The organism is Geomonas diazotrophica (assembly GCF_018919385.1).
Classification (GTDB): Bacteria; Desulfobacterota; Desulfuromonadia; order Geobacterales; family Geobacteraceae; genus Geomonas; species Geomonas diazotrophica.
This window is the reverse complement of the sequence record NZ_JAHLMF010000002.1, coordinates 263,481-281,874: the sequence shown is the minus strand read 5'-3', so window position 1 is coordinate 281,874 and position 18,394 is coordinate 263,481. Positions and strand designations below refer to the sequence as shown.

Here is an 18,394-nt window from a genome sequence, read left to right as displayed (position 1 = left end):
GCATCCTACATTTGCGCATTGTCGCTCTGTATGGTGAGGTCGCCGATACAGCCATGCGAAGCCAAGTTTAGTCTAATACCATAAACTATCTTTAAAAACTCTTGCGGGCTGAAACAAAAGGGTGGTAATTCACATTTATTTGGCTAGTATCTTAATTCGACTGTTTGAAGGCTGCAAGAGCGTGTAGATCTGACCGATTCGAAGTGCTTGTTAGAGGTAGTGGATGCCTTGGATAATCATTGCAGCGATAGCGACTGCCAGTTCGGTGACGGTACTGGCGCTGGTTAATGTCTACCTCTACTCCCGCTACAAAGAGCGCTTCCTGAAACTGTGGGCATTCGCGTGGGGAGTACACGTCTGCAGGTACCTGTTTCTCATCCTCACGGTCCTCTGGCCTGCCAACCTGGTTTTCAAGGAAATCAACTACCTCTGCATCATCGCCAGCGCGGTCATCCTGCTGGCGGGCACCAGGAATTTCATCGGCAGCCCCCCCCGGCGTGGGTTCGCCAGCACCGGCACTCTGCTGGCCCTGTGGGCCGTCGGCACGGTGTCGGCGGGAATGTCGACCCTGTACACCATCATCCCCATCTTCGCCTTCCTGGCCTTCACCTACATCCACATCGGCATCCAGGTGTTGAAGCATGCCGAGCAGGGCGAGACCGCCAGCCGAGTGGTCGGCTGGCTCTTTATCGCCTGGGGGATCCACCAGGCAGACTACCCGCTGCTGCGCCCCATAGAATGGTTCGCCCCCTGGGGGTTTCTCATCGGCAGCGTCCTTGCCACCGGCATCGCCATCGGCATGATCCTCATCTACTTCGAGAGGATGCACCGGGGGCTGCAGGAAAAGGAAACGCGTCACCTAAACCTGATCGAGTCGTCGCATAACTGGATCTGGGAGGTCGACACCAACGCCTGTTACACCTTTGCCAGCCCGCAGGTAAAGGAACTGCTCGGCTACGCACCGGAGGAGGTGATCGGCAAAACACCTTTCGACCTCATGCCCGAGGAGGAAGCGTCCCGCATCGGGGCCATCTTCGCCGGGATCAGCTCCAGGCGGGAGTCGTTTCACAGGCTGGAAAACAGCAACCGGCACAAGGACGGTCGGCTGGTGGTGCTGGAGACCAGCGGCGTACCGTACTTCGACGGGCACGGCAACTTCCTGGGGTACCGGGGGATGGACCAGGACATTACCGAACGCAAGCTGTCGGAGACGCGTAGAGAGGTGAGCAGGGAGGTGCTGCAGGTCCTGAACGAGCCGGGAGACCTGAAGGGGGCGGTGCAGCGCGTCATCGACCTGCTCAAGGTGAAGCTCGATCTTGCCGCGGTGGGGATTCGCCTGCAGGAGGGGGAGGACTACCCCTATTGGTCCCAGTCGGGATTTCCGCAGGCGATGCTCGAACTGGAAAATACGCTGGTGGAGCGTTCGGCGGATGGCGGGCTCTGCAGGGACCAGGACGGCAAGGTGCGCCTGGAATGCACCTGCGGCTTGGTGATCTCGGGGCAGGTACCGCAGGGGCATCCCAACGTCACCCCGGGGGGGAGCTTCTGGACCAACGACTCGTCTCTGCTCCTGGGGGTCCCCCCCGCCCAGGATCCGCGCCACAATCCGCGCAACGTCTGCATGCACCGCAAGTACGCCTCCATGGCACTGGTCCCCATCCGCTACAAGGACAAGATCGTCGGCCTGATCCAGTGCAACGATCATCAAAAGGACCGCTTCACGCCTGAGTCGTTGCAGCACCTGGAGGGGATCGCGGCGTACGTGGGTGCGGCGCTGATGCGCAAGTGGTCCGAGGAGGAACGGGTGACCCTCGAGAACCAGCTGCAACAGGCCCAGAGGATGGAGTCGATCGGGCGGCTGGCGGGGGGCGTGGCCCATGATTTCAACAACATGCTGGGGGTGATCATCGGGCATGCCGGCCTGGGGCTCATGGATACCGCGCAGGGGGAGCCGATCCACCTTCACCTGCAGGAGATCTACAAGGCGGCGGAACGGTCAGCCGATCTCACCCGACAGTTGCTGGCCTTTGCCCGCAAGCAGGCCATCAAGCCCCAGGTGCTGGACCTGAACGAGACCATCGCGGGGATGTTGAAGATGCTGCAGCGGCTGATCGGCGAGGAGATCCATCTCTGCTGGCAACCGGGAAGCAAGATCTGGCCGGTAAAGATGGACCGGTCCCAGATCGACCAGATCATGGCCAACCTCTGCGTCAACGCCCGTGACGCCATCGCCAGCGTCGGCAACATCACCATCAGGACCGGCATCGTCAGCGTCGATGACAGCTACCGGCTGCACCGCCCCGAAGCAGCTCACGGAGAGTACGTCTGGATCTCGGTAAGCGATGACGGGGAGGGGATGGACAGGGAAACGTTGAGCCATATCTTCGAACCGTTCTTCACCACCAAGGGGGTGGGCGCCGGGACCGGGCTCGGCCTCGCCACCATCTACGGCATCGTCACCCAGAACAAGGGTTTCGTCAACGTCGTCAGCGAGCCGGGGCAGGGGGCGACCTTCACCATCCACATACCGAGGCATTCCGGTGCTGATGAAGCCGGGACAACGCAGGAGGAGGTGCAGGAACTGCCGCGCGGTCGGGAGACGATCCTGCTGGTGGAGGACGAACCGGCCATTTTGCAGATGACCACCATGCTGTTGGAGAGCCTTGGTTACGTGGTCCTGACGGCGGGGTCGCCCAGCGAGGCGATCCGCCTGGCGCAGAGGGGGCCGGGCTCCATCGACCTCTTGATGACGGACGTGGTGATGCCCGAGATGAACGGCCGGGACCTGGCGGGCGCGGTGACCAAGGGGCATCCACGCCTTAAGTGCCTGTTCATGTCCGGCTATACCGCCGACATCATCGCCCACCACGGCGTCATCGATGACGGGCTCTTCTTCATCCAGAAGCCCTTTTCGCTCCCCGTGCTGGCGGCCAAGCTGCGCGAGGTGCTGGAACAGGTTTGACGGGGCATGCCGTCTTCCCCTTCGCCGTGATCTTCTTGTAGAGATCGTTTCCCTTGTCGTCAACCAGGATGAAGGCGGGAACGTCGGCGCCCTCGCGCTCCAGTTCCTGCCAGGGGAGGAATTGGGGTACAAGGAAGCGGCGTTTTTGGGGGGGCGATGGACTTCTTGATCGTACTGCCGGTGGCTTTTCTCGCTTCGCTGCTAAGCTCCATGAGCGGCGCGGGTTCCGCCATGCTCACCACCCCGGTATGGCTGGCGCTCGGGTTCCCGCTGCCGGTGGCCATCGCGTCGAACCAGTTGAACGGAGCGGCCTGGACCCTACTCGCCGCCCGCAACTACCTCAAGGGGCGCCGGGTCGACTGGCCCCTCATCCGGGGCATGATCTTCTGCGGTCTGGCCGGCGCCTATGCCGGGACCGTGATCGTGCGCGGCGTCGATCCCCGCCTGCTGCAACGCGTCATCGGCGGCATCATACTCTCCCTGGTGGTCATGGTGGCGCTGAACCCCGCGCTGGGGCGCAGCGAGACCGAACCTGCGCTGTCGCGCCGCGTGACTTCCCTGCTCGCCTTCCCCCTTGGCGTCTATGAATCCTTCTTCGGGTCCGGCAACGGGCTCTTCACTTCGCTGCTCCTCGCCAAGGGGCGCGGCCAGACCCTGGTCGCCTCGCTGGGGTGCTATTACCTGCTGGCCTTTTTCTGGAACTGTTTTGCCGTCGCGATCTACAGCTCGGCCGGGCTTGCCGAAGCCCGGTTGATGCTCCCTTCCACCCTCGGGTCGGTCGCCGGCGCCTACCTCGGTTCGAGAATCGGGCGGCACAAGGGGCACGACTGGGTGCGCGGGCTGTTCGTGCTGCTCGGAGGGATCCTGGGGCTCAAGCTGGCGCTCGGGCTGTGATGGGGGGCTACCCCACCCGGACCGCCAGCATCGAGATGGAGCCGCCGTCGACCCCCTCGACGGGGAAGGCGATGCTCTCTCCCTCCTGACCGGTCGCCAGTACGTAGAGCAGCGGCAGGTAGTGGTCCGGGGTTGGTATCGAGAGCCGGGCATCTTCGCCGAGCGTTTCGTAGGCCACCAGGGGCGCGTGGTCCCCGGCCAGCATCAACTCCCTCGCCTTTGTTTCGAAGCGGACCGCCCAGTCGTAGGGGTCGGGGAGGTGCCTCCCCCAGGCATAGGTGTGCAGGTTGTGCACCAGGTTGCCGCTCCCCACGATGAGGATCCCCTCCTCGCGCAGCGGGGCGAGCTTCCTGCCCAGGTCGTAGTGGAACTGTGCCGGCTGCGTCTCGTCGATGCGCAGTTGCAGCACCGGTATGTCGGCGTCCGGATAGAGGTGGCACAGCACGGCCCAGGTGCCGTGGTCGAGCCCCCAGGTGTCGTCCCCTTGCACGTCCAGGGGGGAGAGCAGCCGCTGCAGGCGCCGGGCCAGCTCCGGGGCGCCCGGTGCCGGGTAGTGCACGCGGTAGAGTTCCGGGGGGAAGCCTCCGAAGTCGTGGATGGTGCGGGGCCTTTCGTTGACGGTGACTGCGGTGCCGGGGAGGTACCAGTGGGCGGAGACGCAGAGGACCGCCTTGGGGCGGGGGATGCTGCGCCCGAGGCTGCGCCACCCTTCGGTGTAGTCGTTGCTGGCCAGCGCGTTCATCGGGTTTCCATGTCCGAGAAAGAGGGCAGGCATTCTTGAGGGCATGTCAGGCTCCTTGCTTGAAAGATATCAAACAGTTGTACCAGTGCCGGCGCCGGGACGCAACCGCCTCCACGAAAACGGGGCGCCTCTTCCGTGGCGCCCCATCTATACGCTGCTCTGCCGCTTAGCCCGCCTTGGCGTAATCTATCATGCCCTGGAAGTCGACCACCACGGCCGGTTCGTCACCGACGACCCAGGCATCGTGCCCCATCGGCAAAAGCGACACGTCGCCCGGTCCGCAATCGAACTGGCTACCGTCATCCATCACCACGTGGAGCCACCCGGAAACGTGGTACTGGAAATGCGGGGCTTCGCAGCTTTTGGTGTGCACCAGGGGCTGCACCGATGTCGACCAGCGCCAGCCGGGGAGGAAGGTCGCTTTGCCCACCAGCGCCCCGCCTATCATGATAAGTTCCACCTTCCCGTTGGGAAACTCCCTCACTTCGTATGGAGCCGCGAAGTTTTTCACCTCTGCTTTGTCGCCCGATATGACTCTCATAGCTGACTCCTTTCGAGACGCTTATGCTACTAAATGATTGTAGTACTGGCACTGTCCCGGGGTCAATTCCGCCGGTGTCTCTTGTGCCGATGCCTCTTCCGACTGTCACCCCTCTGTTCGTGCTGTCGGTCTTCTCCTGTCATGCTTTTCGAAGCCCTTCCTTCCAAAACAGCTCCGCATTCTGCCAAACCCGTGTCAGAACAAGGGGTATAGCCGCAGGTTATAACCATAACCTGGAGTTATCTTTACAGCTAACCCGTTGAAACCACGGCCACTTTCTTGATGAGGACTCTGCCTGCCATAACCTGCGGTTATCGCGCGCTTTCGTTGTTTTTCACGCCCCCCGGGCTAAAGTTATCATTAATTCGATACCTTGGCCTGTTGCACCGGTATTGGCATCACTCGTGCTCCCGGGAGTAGGTCGCAGAGGGGGGCATCATCGGCCGCTCCTGTGACGGATATCCGTGGAGCAGACCACGGGTCACCACCCGAGACAACAAGAAAGGAGAAAGATGATGAGTTCGAGGATAGGCATTGTGATGGCGGCATTGCTGGTGCTGGTGTCCGCCACCGTCCTGTGGGCGGGTGGTTCGGAACCGCTGGCGAAGCTGCACGAAGGGAAGGCGACCTGCGCCGACTGCCACGGCAGCGGCAAGAAGATCCGCGTCGACGACAGCGAGAAGGGGGTCAACAAAAACTGCGTGGGTTGCCACGGAACGCTGGCAGAGATGGGGAAGAAGTCCCAGGAGGAGGTGAATCCCCACAAGTCGCACCTGGGTGACATCAACTGTACCGCCTGCCACCACGGCCACACCGCATCCTGGGCCTACTGCCTGAGCTGCCATCCTTTCGACATGAAAATCGCGGGAGGGGGCGCGACGCCGTCCAAGGCCGCTCCGGCCGCCAAATCCAGGAAACGCGCCGAAAAGGTCGACGTTGTCGTCATCGGGGCCGGCGCTGCCGGCTTCACCGCGGCCATCACCGCCCATGATGCCGGCGCCAAGGTGGTCATCATCGAGAAACAGCCGATTACCGGCGGCAACAGCATGCTCGCCGCCGGCGGGATGAACGCGGCCGGGACCACCTTTCAGAAGGAGAAGGGGATCGCCGATTCGGTCGACCTGATGTACAAGGACACCATGACCGGCGGCGGCGACCTGAACGATCCGGCTCTCGCCATGGTGCTGGCCAGGAATTCCGCCTCTTCGGTCGCCTGGCTCACCGGTCTCGGCGCCGACTTGAGCGACGTGGGCCGCATGGGGGGCGCCAGCGTCAACAGGACCCACCGTCCCAAGGGGGGCGCCGCCGTAGGGGCTCACATCACCGAGGTGCTGCGCAGGAACGCGGCCCAGCGCAACATCGACATACGCGTCAACAGCAAGGTCGTGAAGATCCTGGAGGACAAGAAGGGACGCGTGACCGGCGTTCGCGTCGCGGGCAAGCACAGCGGCGAGTACACCATCAACGCCAAGGCGGTGATCATCGCGGCCGGCGGCTTCTCGGCCAACCCCGAGCGCGTCGCCTACTACCGTCCCGAGTACAAGGGGATGACCACTTCGAACCAGCCGGGCGCTACCGGGGACGGCATCGATCTCGGCACCGCCGTGGGCGCTGACCTGAAGGACATGAAGGAGATCCAGATCCACCCGACCGTGGCCGCGGGCAGCCGTACCCTGATCACGGAGGCGGTGCGTGGCAACGGCGCCATCCTGGTGAACCACGAAGGAAAGCGTTTCGTGAACGAACTAACCACCCGCGACAAGGCCTCCGCCGCCATCCTGGCGCAGAAGGGGCAGTCGGCGTACCTCGTCTTCGACGACGGCATCCGCAAGAGCCTGAAGCAGATCGACGGCTACTTCCATCTGAACCTGGTGCAGCAGGGGGGCACGCTGAAGGAGCTCGCCGCGGCGATCAAGGTCCCGGCCGATGCCCTGGAAGCGACCGTCGCCTCCTACAACAAGGGGGTCGACGAGAAGAACGACGCGGAGTTCAAGCGCCCCGACCTGCCGCGCGCCCTGCGCACCGCCAAGTACTACGCCATCGAGGTGAAACCGGGCGTACATTACACCATGGGCGGCCTGAAGATCACCACCGCCAGCGAGGTGCTGGCCAAGGACGGCAAGGCCATCTCCGGCCTGTTTGCAGCCGGCGAGGGAACCGGCGGCGTCCACGGCAAGAACCGCCTGGGGGGGAACTCCATCTCGCAGACCATTACCTTCGGCCGCATAGCCGGCGAGAACGCGGCCAAGCTGGCCAAGACCACCGGTCCGTAGCACCGCATCTTAACCGGATCCACCGAGGAGACGCCCCGCGGCGTCTCCTCACCGTTTGCCCTTGCCTGCTCCGCTCCAGGGGTGGGGGGGCAAGCCAGGCACGAGGCGGGCATGTTCAACTCTAGCTTCACATTGATGCGCGACGACAATTACCGTATCTTCTTGATCGGACAGGGCATTTCCTGGCTGGGGAGCGTGATGCAGTCCGTGGCCCAGGGATGGCTGGTCTGGTCGCTCACCAAATCACCGGCTCAACTGGCCCTTGCCGCCATCATGCTCTCCCTTCCGGTGCTGCTGTTCAGTGTGCCGGGGGGCGTGGCTGCCGACCGCTTCGACAAGCGGGCCCTCCTTGTGATCACCCAGGGGGGCTCCCTGATCCCGCCCCTCTTCCTCGGTGTCTTGGCCGTGCGCGGCGAGGCGAGCACAGCGGCGATCATGTTCCTCGCCTTTTGCCAGGGGGGGCTGAACGCCTTCGAGGTCCCGGCCCGCCAGGCGCTCCTTTCTGAGTTGGTACCCCGCGCGCGCCTTGGGCAGGCAGTAGCCGTCAACGCCGTTTTCTTCAACGCCACCCGCCTCTTCGGGCCGGCGGCCGCCGGTTGCATCATCGCCGCCTTCGGCGCCGCCCCCTGCTTTTTCCTCAACGCCCTAAGCTACCTGGTCGGCATCATCACCCTGCTCCTGATGCGCCTCCCGTGCCGGGAGCCGGCGCATCCGCTCCGCTCCCAGGCCCTCGCGGTAACCGAGTTGCGCGAAGGGCTCCGCTTCGTGGTCACCCAACGGGAAGTCCGCCAACTCCTCCTGTCCGTGCTCCTGGTAAGCCTCTTCGCCATCCCCTTCGTGCCGCTGCTGCCGGTCTTCGCGGAGACGTTCCGCTCCGGGCCGCAGGGGCTGGGCCTTATGTCCGCGTCTCTTGGCTGCGGTTCGCTCCTCGCCGCCCTTGGCCTTGCCTGTTGGGACGGACCCCCCCGGCCCGACTCCGCCGGGGCCGGGGTCCTCTTCGCCTTGGCCTTGCTGCTCTTCTCGCGTTCGGCGGATTTCCTCCTTTCCCTGGCGGCCCTGGCCGTCGCAGGGGGGGCTGTGGTGGTGTTCCTGGCCCGGGTGAACAGGGCGTTGCAGCAGGCCTGCCCGGACCGTTTGCGGGGCAGGGTGATGGGCGTGTACACGTTGACCCTTCTGGGGATGGCGCCCGTTGGGAGCGCCCTCGTGGGGGGGGGCGCCGCCAAGCTCGGCGTCGCCTCTGCACTCACGCTCACCTCCGCGCTCTGCGTCGCCGGTCTCTCACTGCTGCAGGTCGGGGCTCGCCCGAACGGTCCGTCGCCGGTCCCTGCCGAGCGCGACTCTCTTTGGAGCGGGACGTTGTCCGGTAGCGTAGGAGGCGGGACTGATAAAGGCCCGATTCCGCGCAGTTTGTGACATGGGTCACTCCTCGCCGATGCCCGATGAGGTATGGTTGCTTTACGTTTGCCATCCCGACTTCAGGAGTCCGTATCTGCATGATGCACCGCCTAATTGCCGGCGCAGGGATCGCCCTGCTCTTTCTGGCCAGTTCTTCCCCCCTGTTTGCTTCCGATACGGCTTCCTGCGAACTGAAGGTTCGAGAAGGTTACCGCTTCTATGACATCAGCGGCAAAACCCTGGACGATCTGGTAGAGCAGATCAGGGTCAACGGAACCAGGTGGAACGACGGCAAAGTCTACTCTGCCATGACCAACTGGGACATCCACTTCAAGTACGACGTTACCTGTCAAAACGGGCGCTACTCGGTGAAGTCCGCCGCCACCCGCGTCGACATCCTCTACAACATGCCCCGTCTGAGCCAGGCGACCTGCGCCCCCGAACTGGCCGGCGTCTGGAGCAACTACCTGGTCCATCTGCAGCGTCACGAGTTCGGTCACAAGGACTTGGCGGTAAAGGCTGCTTCCGAGGTGAACGAGATGTTCGGTACCCTGCCGAGCTTCGCCAGTGAAGAGGAACTGGCCGCGGAGATCGGCAAGCGCACCGCAGAGAAATTCCGGATGCTGAAAGAGGTCCAGATCGAGTACGATCACGACACCAGGCACGGCGAGACGCAAGGCGCTGTCCTGGCGGCCGCTCCGCAATAAAGAAGGGGCCACAGGCCCCTGCCCATAACCCCTTCTCCTGCCGCTTTGCTTCACTTTTACTCCGTTCTACCTGCCACTGCCGCCGGTGCCTGTTCCGGTGCCTGTCGAGCCGCCGGTGCCACCGGTGCCGGTACCCGTGGTGCCGCCGGTGCCGGTGCCCATAGTGCCCGTACCTCCGGTCCCCATGTTACCGGTCCCCATGTTACCGGTCCCTATGTTACCTGTACCGGTCGTCCCCCTGGTCCCCTGGTCGTAGTAGCTGCCGCCGGTTCCCTGGTTGAGCGTCCCGCCGGTGCCGCGGTCCATGGTGCCGCCGGTCCCCTGGTTCAGAATGCCGCTGGGACCGCGGTCAAGGGTGTTGCCAGTTCCCCTCGTCCCCTGTTCCAAGTAGCTGCCGCCGGCCCCCGGATTTAACGTGCCGCCTGCACCGCGGTCCGTGGTGCCTCCTGTCCCCCTGGTCCCCTGGTTGTAGTAGGTACCGCCGCCTACCGTTCCGCCCGCGCCGGTGCCCATGCTGCCACCCGTTTCAGGTCCCAGCCGCTCAACCGAGAAGTCCTGCCGCACCGTGCTCCTTGCCCCCGCTCCGCTCGGGAGCGTGGTGCCGCTGTAGCTCTGTACGCTACCGCCACCGGAGGAACCGGAGACGGTCCCGCTCCTGTGGGAGGTTTTTTTGTGGGCCATGCCGGCTTTGTGCGCCCCTGCTTTGTGAGTCATTTTATGGGTCTTGCTCGTTTGAACTCCTGTGTCGGCAGCATAGCCCATGCCGGTGGTCATGCCCATCATGCCCACTGCGGCGATAGCGGTGAATAGCAACCTTCTCACTGTTCTCATAATCGGACCTCCGTTCCCGGTAAAACCTGCCGGGAGGCACCGCCTGCCTTGGTTCGCAGAAGAGCCCCATGGCCCCTGCGGTGCCCCATTTGGTTTGTATACAATTCGTGCTGCTGATTTCAACTTAACATACATGATTAAAAAAAGTCAATTTTTCGTCTCTCGTGGCTTTTGCGTAAGGATCCGTAATTGTTGTTTTTTTGAATGGGCATGCCCCGCGTCCGCCGGGTGCGTTGCACAAAAAAGCGGCGCTCCTCTCCAGGTTCTGGCCATGAGAGATCTCGGGGCGGCAAGGGAGGATTGCCTCTACTGACACCATATGGTTTCGGTGCGGGAGCCGACGCGACACGCGGCGTGGGAGCTGTGAGTGAAGGGGGGCGGCTTGACAGTGGCCAAAGAACTTGTACCCTACCTCGATGCATTAGAGTGTTGTAATGTTGATTCCAATGTGCGTTGGCCGGGGGGGAACTGCATGAAAGCAACCACGCTTTGTCGAGTCTATCTTCGCAGCGGTCCGCGCAACGTCCTCGCTTACCCTCGCAAGGTGATACCCGCAGGCGCCGAGGTCGCGGTGCTCGAACTCGCCGGCGAGTGGCTCAAGGTCGGTTATTTAGAGAAGGAGGGGTTCCTGCGCAGGGACTCCGTCGAATTGGAGCCGGGCAGCGACCGGGAGTATTACGAACTCCCCGAGGTTTTGCTGCGCGAACTGGCAGCCATCCGGGAGAGCAGGGGGGAGGAAGGAGATGCGGGGCAGAGTGCACTTCCCGCTGAGGAAGACAAGGAAAGCAGGCTGCGCCGGGTGATACCGCAACTGCACGCGGCACGGCTGACCGCCCTCTGCCTCTCCGGCGGCGGCATCCGGAGCGCCACCTTCAACCTGGGCGTGCTCCAGGGGTTGGCGAGATGCGGGCTCCTGGGCAAGGTTGACTATCTCTCGACCGTCTCGGGAGGCGGGTACATCGGCAGTTGGCTCAGTTCCTGGATTTCCAGGGAGACCGGGACCGCGAAGGACAGGCTGGACAAGGTGACCCGGGTGCTGGCGCAGCAGACGGAGGAATCCCGGCGCCGGGAACCTTACCAGGTCCGTTTCCTGCGTGATTACAGCAACTACCTCACCCCCCGCGTCGGGATGTTCAGCGTCGACACCTGGAGCATCATCGGGACCTATCTGAGGAACCTGCTTTTGAACTGGCTGGTGCTGATACCGATGTTGTTCACCTTCCTGCTGCTGCCGAGGTTGCTGGTGCTCCTGGTTTCCGGCCAAGGGATGGAGACCGGGGGGGGAGAGTGGCTGCTCTGGGGCGGGGTGTGCGTCGGCATCCTGCCCATCGCCTACACGGTGATAGATCTCCCCAGCATAGGGGACGGAAAACTGGATAAGGGATACTTCATCGCCTTCTTCCTGGTTCCCCTGCTGCTCATGGCGGTTGCTCTACCGTCCTATTGGGGCTGCAGCTATCTCGCCACGGACGCTACCTATCCGGATGTCACGGTTTTTATCGGGTTCGCGATCTCGGTCCATCTGGGTGGGTGGGTGGCCGGGCACCTCTGGCTCTGGACCAAAAAGGTCTCCCGTCCCCTGCTGCCGGCTGCCGTCTTCTTCGTCTGTGCGGCCCTGACCGGTGCCGTCGCCGGTGCCCTCGGCTGGGTCGCAGCCACGAGGCTCCTGCCGGTCCTCCTGACCAGGGTCGCGTATCCCGAACTGCTCTTCGCCGTTCTCTCTGTTCCCCTGGTGCTGACGGACTACCTGTTGACCGGCACGCTGCTGGTGGCGCTTCTTTCTCGTTTCACGGGGGACCAGGACCGGGAATGGTGGGGACGCGCCGGCGGCGTGACCATCATGGCGGGGCTGGCCTGGGCTGCCCTGCTGGCCCTGGTTGTCTACGGGCCATGGCTCATCCTCCCCGAATCGCACGGGCTCTGGAAGAAGCTCTACGCCCTGCTGGGGGGCGGTGCGGGCATCGCGGCTGCCTTGATGGGGAAGAACGCGGCCACCCCCGCCCTGCGCCCCGGCATCTCCATGGACAGGGTTCGCACCCAGCTTCCTGCGGCCGCGGCAGTATTGTTCCTCCTGTTCCTGGTGCAGGCCGTATCGCTTGCCGCCACCTGCCTGCTCTGGTGGGGAGAGCTCCCCTGGTCGCCGGGGCGGGGGGGGATACCCTCGGATGTGCCGCTGGGCGTCGGCTTCCTGACCCACCTCTACCTTTTGGCCAACACCCAGGTGGCCTGCCTGCTTTGGCTTGCTGCCGCGACCGCATCCATCTGGTTGCTTATGGCCTTGATGGTGAACATCAACAGCTTCTCGATGCACGCCATGTATCGCAACCGCCTGGTCCGGTGCTACCTCGGGGCCTCCCGCCGCAAGGAGGAAAGGTGCCCCAACCCCTTCACCGGCTTCGACAGGAACGACGACCGCGCCATGGTGGAACTCGGCACCCGTCCCTTCCACGTCGTGAACATGGCCTGGAACCTGGTCAAGGGGAAGAGGTTGGCCTGGCAGCAGCGAAAGGCGGCCTCCTTCACCATGACCCCCCTTTTCGCGGGGAGCGACCTGAGTTCCGACGACCGCGCCAAGGGGGTCAAGCCCGGAGGGTACCGCGACATGGCTTCCTACGGAGCCGGATGGGTACCCCGTACCGCCCACCCGACCACCCTGGGGACCGCCATGGCGATCTCGGGGGCCGCTGCCAGCCCGAACATGGGGTACCATTCCTCATCGCTGGTCACCTTCGTGATGGCGTTTTTCAACGTGAGGCTCGGGTGGTGGCTGGGGAACCCCGGCACGGGGATGCACGGCGCCTGGCGCAAGGCCTCGCCGGGGCTGGCCCTGATCCCGCTCTTGAAGGAGACCTTCGGGTTCACCCGCGAGGACGGCAAGGACATCTACCTCTCCGACGGTGGTCACTTCGAAAACCTCGGGCTCTACGAGATGGTGCGCAGGAGGTGCCGCTACATGGTGGTCTGCGACGCGGGCTGCGACTGCGATGGGAGATTCGAGGACCTGGGGAACGCGGTGCGCAAGGTGAGGGCCGATTTCGGCGTGGAGATCGACATCGATCTGGCGGCAGTGCGGGCGAAAAAACTCCATTTCGCGGTGGGCACCGTACGTTATGGCTGCTGCGGGGAGGAGGAGGCGGACGAGGGGTGCGTGCTGTACCTGAAGCCGGTGCTGACTGGCGACGAGTCGGCGGACCTGCTCAATTACGGCAGGGTGCACGCCGAGTTCCCGCATGAGCCGACTGCGGACCAGTGGTTCGACGAGGCCCAGTTCGAGAGCTATCGAAAGCTCGGGCTGCACTCGGTGCTGCAACTGACCGGAGGGGGGTTCCTTGAACTGGAGGAATGCTTCAGCCGCGCCGGCAGGCTGCACCGGCGCGCGCTCAAAGAGCTGGATCAGCGTCACAGCTAGACCGGGTAATCGGCCTGGTCGGTGCCGGAACCTGCCGCGGCCTCCTTGAGCTTGCGGAGCATGTTGCGCATCTGCTCGCTGTTGTAGGGCTTGGCGAGGAATGCGGCGTGCGGATCCCTGTCGATGAAGGGAGAGACCTCCTTCTTGCCGTAGCCGCTGCAGAAGAGGATGGGAAGCGAAGCGGTCTTCCTGCGCAATTCCTGGTAGGCTTCGACGCCGTCCATTTCGGGCATGGTCAGGTCCATCAGGACCAGGTCGATCTCTCCGGAGCGCTCGTCGTAGATCTCCAAGGCTTCCCGGCCGTTGCAGGCCGTGATGACGCTCAAACCAAGCCCGTTCAACAAGACGGTGCCGACCAGGCGCAGTTCCGGTTCGTCGTCAACCAGCAGGACGGTCCCTTCCAGCCAGTCACGGGATTGGCGCGGCGGCTCGGGGGCGAGTTCCGCCTCCACCCGCGGGCAGGCGGCAGGTGGGGTGGGGAAGAAGATCCTGAAACTCGATCCTTCCCCGAGCACGCTGGAAAGCTGCAGCGCACCGTTGTGGCTCCTGATGATCCCCATGGTGGCGGACATGCCCAGGCCGCGCCCGGTGAACTTGGTGCTGAAGAAGGGCTCGAAGATTCGCTGACGTGTTTCCTCGCTCATGCCGCAGCCGTCGTCGCTGACCTCCAGGCAGACGTAGGAACCCGGGGCGATGGCGTTGCCGAAGACGTCGTGGCCGGCCTGACCGGGGGGGACGGTGTGCCGGGCCAGGGAGATGGCTACCGTCCCTTTCCGGTCGCCGATCGCCTCCACCGCGTTGACGACGAGATTCATGATGATCTGCTGCACCTGCCCCTGGTCCCCCTTGATAAGCGGGACTCCCGGCTCAAGCTGGTACCTTAGGGAGACCTTCTTCTTGAAGCCGGGCTGGAGCATGCTGACCACCTCGCGTACCTGGACGTCGAGGTCTATCTCCGTCTGTAGCAGCGGGCTTTTGCCGGCATAGTTGAGCATCTGCCGGCACAGGTCGGCGGCGCGGTTTCCCGCCTGTTCGATCTGCTCCAGGTGCTTTTGCACCTCTTCGGGCTGCGCTGTGCGGGCCATGGCGCAGTGCCCGAGGATGATGGTCAGGATGTTGTTGAAATCGTGGGCGATGCCGCCGGAAAGCACCCCCAGGCTCTCCAGCCTCTGGGTCTGTTGCAGTTGCTGTTCCAGCGCGAGCCGGTACTCCTCCGCCTTCTTCCGTTCCGTGACGTCGCGGGCCACGTGGACGCAGGCGGTGATCTCGCCGAACTCGTTGTACAGGGGCGAGACCGAGATCTCGAAGAAGCCCCCCAGGTGCTGTTCTTCCATCTCCACGTTAGCCGCCTCCCCCTCCTCCAGCAGTTTCAAGAAGGGGCAGGTGCCGGGAACGTTGCCGATCTCGTGGAAGAGCTCGTAGCATTTGCGGCCGGGGATCTGGGACGGGCGCAAGCCGAGGCGGTCGGCCATGGCGCGGTTGGCGCGGGTGATGGTGTGCTGGGTGTCGGTGATGAAAATGAGGTCAGGAACGGCGTCGAAGGTGAGTTCCCATTCCCGTTTGCCGCGGCTGAGAGCCTCGTAGAGAAACTGCGTGGTTAAATCGCCGTCGACTAACATGCCGTTACCCCCAGGGCGGGAACCATACCTTCAAAGAGCGGTCGGTCTTTCCGGCCGCTGCGTTGCAGGTGCATGCCGGGTTGCAGCGGGATGCGCAGGCTGTCGCAGCCAAGCTCTGGTTTCATGGGGGCCCCCGTGATGTGGCGCCACCCGGCGAGTGGGGGGGAGGCCGTTACGGAACCGAAGAGCAAGCGATGCATGGCCTATCTCTCCTCCGTTTTGCATTCCATCATCCGCACCGGACGCAAAAAAGCCGGGGCAGAATATCGAATGATATTTCGGCAACCCGGCTGTCTCCGAGAGACCCAATAGGCTTTCCGCCCCATCCTCGCGGATGGTTGAGTATTATCGTGTATCTTGTTGATGTATTTGATTTTCGATAATTATGCTCGTTGCCAAGGGTGAAGTCAACGAAATGGCGCCTGCCGACTGGGTAAACCTTGTGAGTTGAATCACTAAAAGACAAGATTTGTCAGAAATAGAAGTTCCACAACAGGCTTTGCTCAGAAACGCCGTGCCCTGAGACATCGGCGAAGCTCAGGCCAAGGCTCAGACTCTGTTGCTGTGCCAACCGGAAGTTCTGTGCCAGCGTCGCCTTGAGAGAGACCCGGTCATCTCCGATGACGTAGAAGAAGGCGGAGCCTTCCAGGTGCATCTTCCACCAATCCCTGACCTGCTCCACGGTGCCAAAGCTCATCCCGGGTGCCGCGGCCGCCGTCCCGCGCAGGTGCCTGCCGCCTTCGACGGCCAATTCGGCGAGGCCGTAGAGGATGCCCCCGAAGGGGGACCTGCCGGCGACGCCCCCCCCGCTGTTCAGCCTGAAGACCAGGGAATCCCTGCCGTCCTTCATCACCTCGGTGTCCCAGCCTGCCGCGACCTTCCAGGAATAGGGCTTGAAGAAGCGATCCCTGGGGGCCGTGGAGAGGATGTCCAGCAGATGCAGGGCGCGCAGCCCAGGGCGCCCCGTCTCCGGCACGTAATCGAGCAGGGTGTCGAAGAACTTGATCTGCGCGCCTTTGAGGTAGCCCTGGTCCGGGTCGAGCAGGGCATGGAATTCGGGTTGCAGCTGCACGGCCGCGTACCACTCTCCGCGGCGCACCCCCCCTCCCAGTCCGACCTTGGAGGTGTGATGCCCGGCGTCGGGAGGGGCGGGGGGCAAAACGGCGTAGGCCGCCTCGCTCCCCGTGCCGAGGGCGCTCCGCTCGGCCAGGATCTTCAGGTAAAGCTTGGTGTAGGCGTCCTGCTCCAGCTCCTTGCGGGCGAGACGCAACTGCACCAACTCCGCGGCGAGGTCCAGCACCTCCCGCTTTTCCTGTTCCGTCCCGGCCGCCGTTTCGATGCTGTGCGGTGGGCGCTTCCCCTGGGCGAGCTCCAGGGCGCTCTGCTGCCCTTGCTCGTCGAGCAGCGAAGCGATCTTGACGATGCGCGCCCCCTGGGAGGGACGGTAAACAGCCTCCTCGAGGATGCCGCTTTGCTGGGCGATCTCGATGGTGTTGGTGGGGTGGACCAGCAGGCCGGTGCGGTCCGAGAGATGCAGCGTGGGACGCGCCGCCTCGATCAGGAACAGCAGGTTGTAGGAGCAGTTCTCGTCCAGGAAATAGTAGTCCGAGGCGATCCGCTGCAGTTCCAGCGCGTGCAGCAGCAACCTGTCCACCTCTTCTTTGGAGAGCTTCAGGCGGTACTCCCACATGTCCCTGTGCTCGAGATCGCTGTACTCCTTCACCTTCTGATAGTAGGGCATCAGTGAGTAGTAACCCTTGTACAGCCCGCTGAGCCCCTTGAAGGCGTAGAGAAATCCGTTGGCGTCGGTGGCGTCGGCCGCGTAATTCACGGCATAGGAGATCAGGTTGCTCTTGCTCGGGCCGTCGATCCTGATCAGGGTGTGCCCGAACATGGAGGCCGGGCTGTTGATGTGTCCCACCGGGAACACGAGCACCGCGGAGCGCGCGTCGATGGTCCTGATCTGCTCCTGCTGTTCCGAACAGACGGCCGCCGGGAGCCGGGCCGGGTCGATGGAGAGCTCCTCGCTGAGCCAGGCCAGGCGCGCCGGGAAGCGGCAGATCGGGTGTTCCCCGTCCGGCGCCTCCGGCCCGAAAAAGGCGGCGACGGTCGCGGAAAGCTCGGCTGCCGGATCGGTCCTGCCGGTGGGGGAGAGGAAGAAGTTGGCGTCGGAAATGCGGCTTATCGTGCCGCCGGTGAGCGTCTTCTTGTAGTGCAGCAGGATCTGCCAGGGGCGCCGCTCCCACAGGCGTCTGTCCTGGGCCTCCTTGACGAGTTGGTCGCGGTAGGCCGGGTCCCCGGCAGCCGCCGGCAGGCAGGGGAGGGGGAGGGTGAGCAGCATCAGGGTACAGAGGGTGCGGCGCAGCAGGGGCATGTTCATTCCAGTGCTCATCACAGGTTGGTGGAGGGATGCTCCGGACATTAAAAAGGGTGCACAACTCTCGCTGTGCACCCTTGTAGCATACTTCCCGTCAAAAATCAGTTGTTGGTTACAGTCACGACGTTGTCGATCACTTCAGCCATCACGATCTTGTCGGAGGTGAAGATCTTGTTGAAGTTGGCCTGCAGTTTGGTTTTGTAGGCATCGCTCTGGGTGGAGGGGACGCCCATCATCTCGACGAAGGTGTCCAGTGTCTCGCCTTTGCCCATTGCGATGTCCTTGGCCAGGTTGTCCATGTTGGCGCGCACGAACTGGTTCAGTTTCTCGTTCTGTGCGATCTTGCCGGGCTGCTGGCACTCGGAGGTGCCGGAGCTGATGCCGAAGGTCTGGGTGCCCGAAGTGCCGTTGGTGGTGGACTGCAGCACCTGGAACAGGATTGAGCCGTCAGCCTTGTTTTCCCACAGCATGGTGCCGAGGCCGCAACCTACGTTGGTGTGGGCCTGGCCGGCGGCGAAGGCGGAAGCGGAAGTCAAAAGAGTGAGTGCGAATGCGATCAGTAACTTTTTCATGGTTGTTCTCCTTTTTTAAGGAAATTTTCACCCTAGTATATGGCCTGCGTCGTCACTGTCAACCGCAACGCG

Annotated in this window: 13 protein-coding genes and 1 riboswitch; of the genes, 6 read left to right on the top strand and 7 right to left on the bottom strand. The window is 63.4% G+C overall.

What is annotated here, in order from left to right:
* The first annotated feature begins 223 nt into the window (after positions 1-223).
* The gene (locus tag KOM00_RS03475) at positions 224-2,962 is read left to right on the top strand and encodes a PAS domain S-box protein (RefSeq protein ID WP_216497440.1); all 2,739 of its coding nucleotides are present in this window, start codon (positions 224-226) and stop codon (positions 2,960-2,962) included.
* A 156-nt stretch (positions 2,963-3,118) separates the two neighbouring features.
* Positions 3,119-3,856 carry a sulfite exporter TauE/SafE family protein gene (locus KOM00_RS03470; protein ID WP_216497439.1) on the top strand — a complete coding sequence of 246 codons (738 nt, stop codon included), beginning with the start codon at positions 3,119-3,121 and terminating at the stop codon, positions 3,854-3,856.
* Positions 3,857-3,863: 7 nt separating this feature from the next.
* Here KOM00_RS03470 and ygiD read toward each other — a convergent pair whose 3' ends face one another.
* Entirely contained in the window at positions 3,864-4,643 is a 780-nt protein-coding gene (ygiD, locus tag KOM00_RS03465; RefSeq protein WP_216497438.1) for a 4,5-DOPA-extradiol-dioxygenase, read from the bottom strand.
* Positions 4,644-4,764: 121 nt separating this feature from the next.
* Positions 4,765-5,139, bottom strand: a complete 375-nt coding sequence (locus tag KOM00_RS03460; RefSeq protein ID WP_216497437.1) for a cupin domain-containing protein — start codon at positions 5,137-5,139, stop codon at positions 4,765-4,767.
* Positions 5,140-5,654: 515 nt separating this feature from the next.
* Here KOM00_RS03460 and KOM00_RS03455 point away from each other — a divergent pair.
* From KOM00_RS03455 to KOM00_RS03445, 3 genes are all read left to right on the top strand, one after another.
* Positions 5,655-7,412: a flavocytochrome c gene (locus KOM00_RS03455; protein ID WP_216497436.1), complete on the top strand. Its 1,758-nt coding sequence runs from the start codon at positions 5,655-5,657 to the stop codon at positions 7,410-7,412.
* A 111-nt stretch (positions 7,413-7,523) separates the two neighbouring features.
* Entirely contained in the window at positions 7,524-8,825 is a 1,302-nt protein-coding gene (locus KOM00_RS03450) for an MFS transporter (RefSeq protein ID WP_216497435.1), read from the top strand.
* A gap of 80 nt (positions 8,826-8,905) precedes the next feature.
* Complete coding sequence (locus tag KOM00_RS03445; protein WP_216497434.1) at positions 8,906-9,514, top strand: DUF922 domain-containing protein; 609 nt, start codon at positions 8,906-8,908, stop codon at positions 9,512-9,514.
* 66 nt (positions 9,515-9,580) lie between these two features.
* Here KOM00_RS03445 and KOM00_RS03440 read toward each other — a convergent pair whose 3' ends face one another.
* Positions 9,581-10,195 (bottom strand): hypothetical protein, encoded by a 615-nt coding sequence (locus KOM00_RS03440; protein WP_236026716.1) that lies wholly within the window; start codon positions 10,193-10,195, stop codon positions 9,581-9,583.
* 622 nt (positions 10,196-10,817) lie between these two features.
* Between KOM00_RS03440 and KOM00_RS03435 the strand changes: the two genes are divergently transcribed.
* Positions 10,818-13,754, top strand: a complete 2,937-nt coding sequence (locus tag KOM00_RS03435; RefSeq protein ID WP_216497432.1) for a patatin-like phospholipase family protein — start codon at positions 10,818-10,820, stop codon at positions 13,752-13,754.
* Here KOM00_RS03435 and KOM00_RS03430 read toward each other — a convergent pair.
* From KOM00_RS03430 to KOM00_RS03415, 4 genes are all read right to left on the bottom strand, one after another.
* Positions 13,751-15,373, bottom strand: coding sequence for a hybrid sensor histidine kinase/response regulator (locus KOM00_RS03430; protein ID WP_216497431.1), 1,623 nt, complete (start codon positions 15,371-15,373; stop codon positions 13,751-13,753). The genes KOM00_RS03435 and KOM00_RS03430 overlap by 4 nt on opposite strands.
* Complete coding sequence (locus KOM00_RS03425; RefSeq protein ID WP_216497430.1) at positions 15,367-15,573, bottom strand: hypothetical protein; 207 nt, start codon at positions 15,571-15,573, stop codon at positions 15,367-15,369. The genes KOM00_RS03430 and KOM00_RS03425 overlap by 7 nt, the downstream gene beginning before the upstream one ends.
* Positions 15,574-15,650: 77 nt before the next feature.
* Positions 15,651-15,727: riboswitch (cyclic di-GMP riboswitch) on the bottom strand.
* Positions 15,728-15,845: 118 nt separating this feature from the next.
* On the bottom strand, positions 15,846-17,753 hold the full coding sequence (locus KOM00_RS03420; RefSeq protein ID WP_236026715.1) for an Lnb N-terminal periplasmic domain-containing protein: 1,908 nt from the start codon (positions 17,751-17,753) through the stop codon (positions 15,846-15,848).
* 98 nt (positions 17,754-17,851) lie between these two features.
* Complete coding sequence (locus tag KOM00_RS03415; RefSeq protein ID WP_216497429.1) at positions 17,852-18,322, bottom strand: DUF3015 family protein; 471 nt, start codon at positions 18,320-18,322, stop codon at positions 17,852-17,854.
* Between the last annotated feature and the right edge of the window lie 72 nt (positions 18,323-18,394).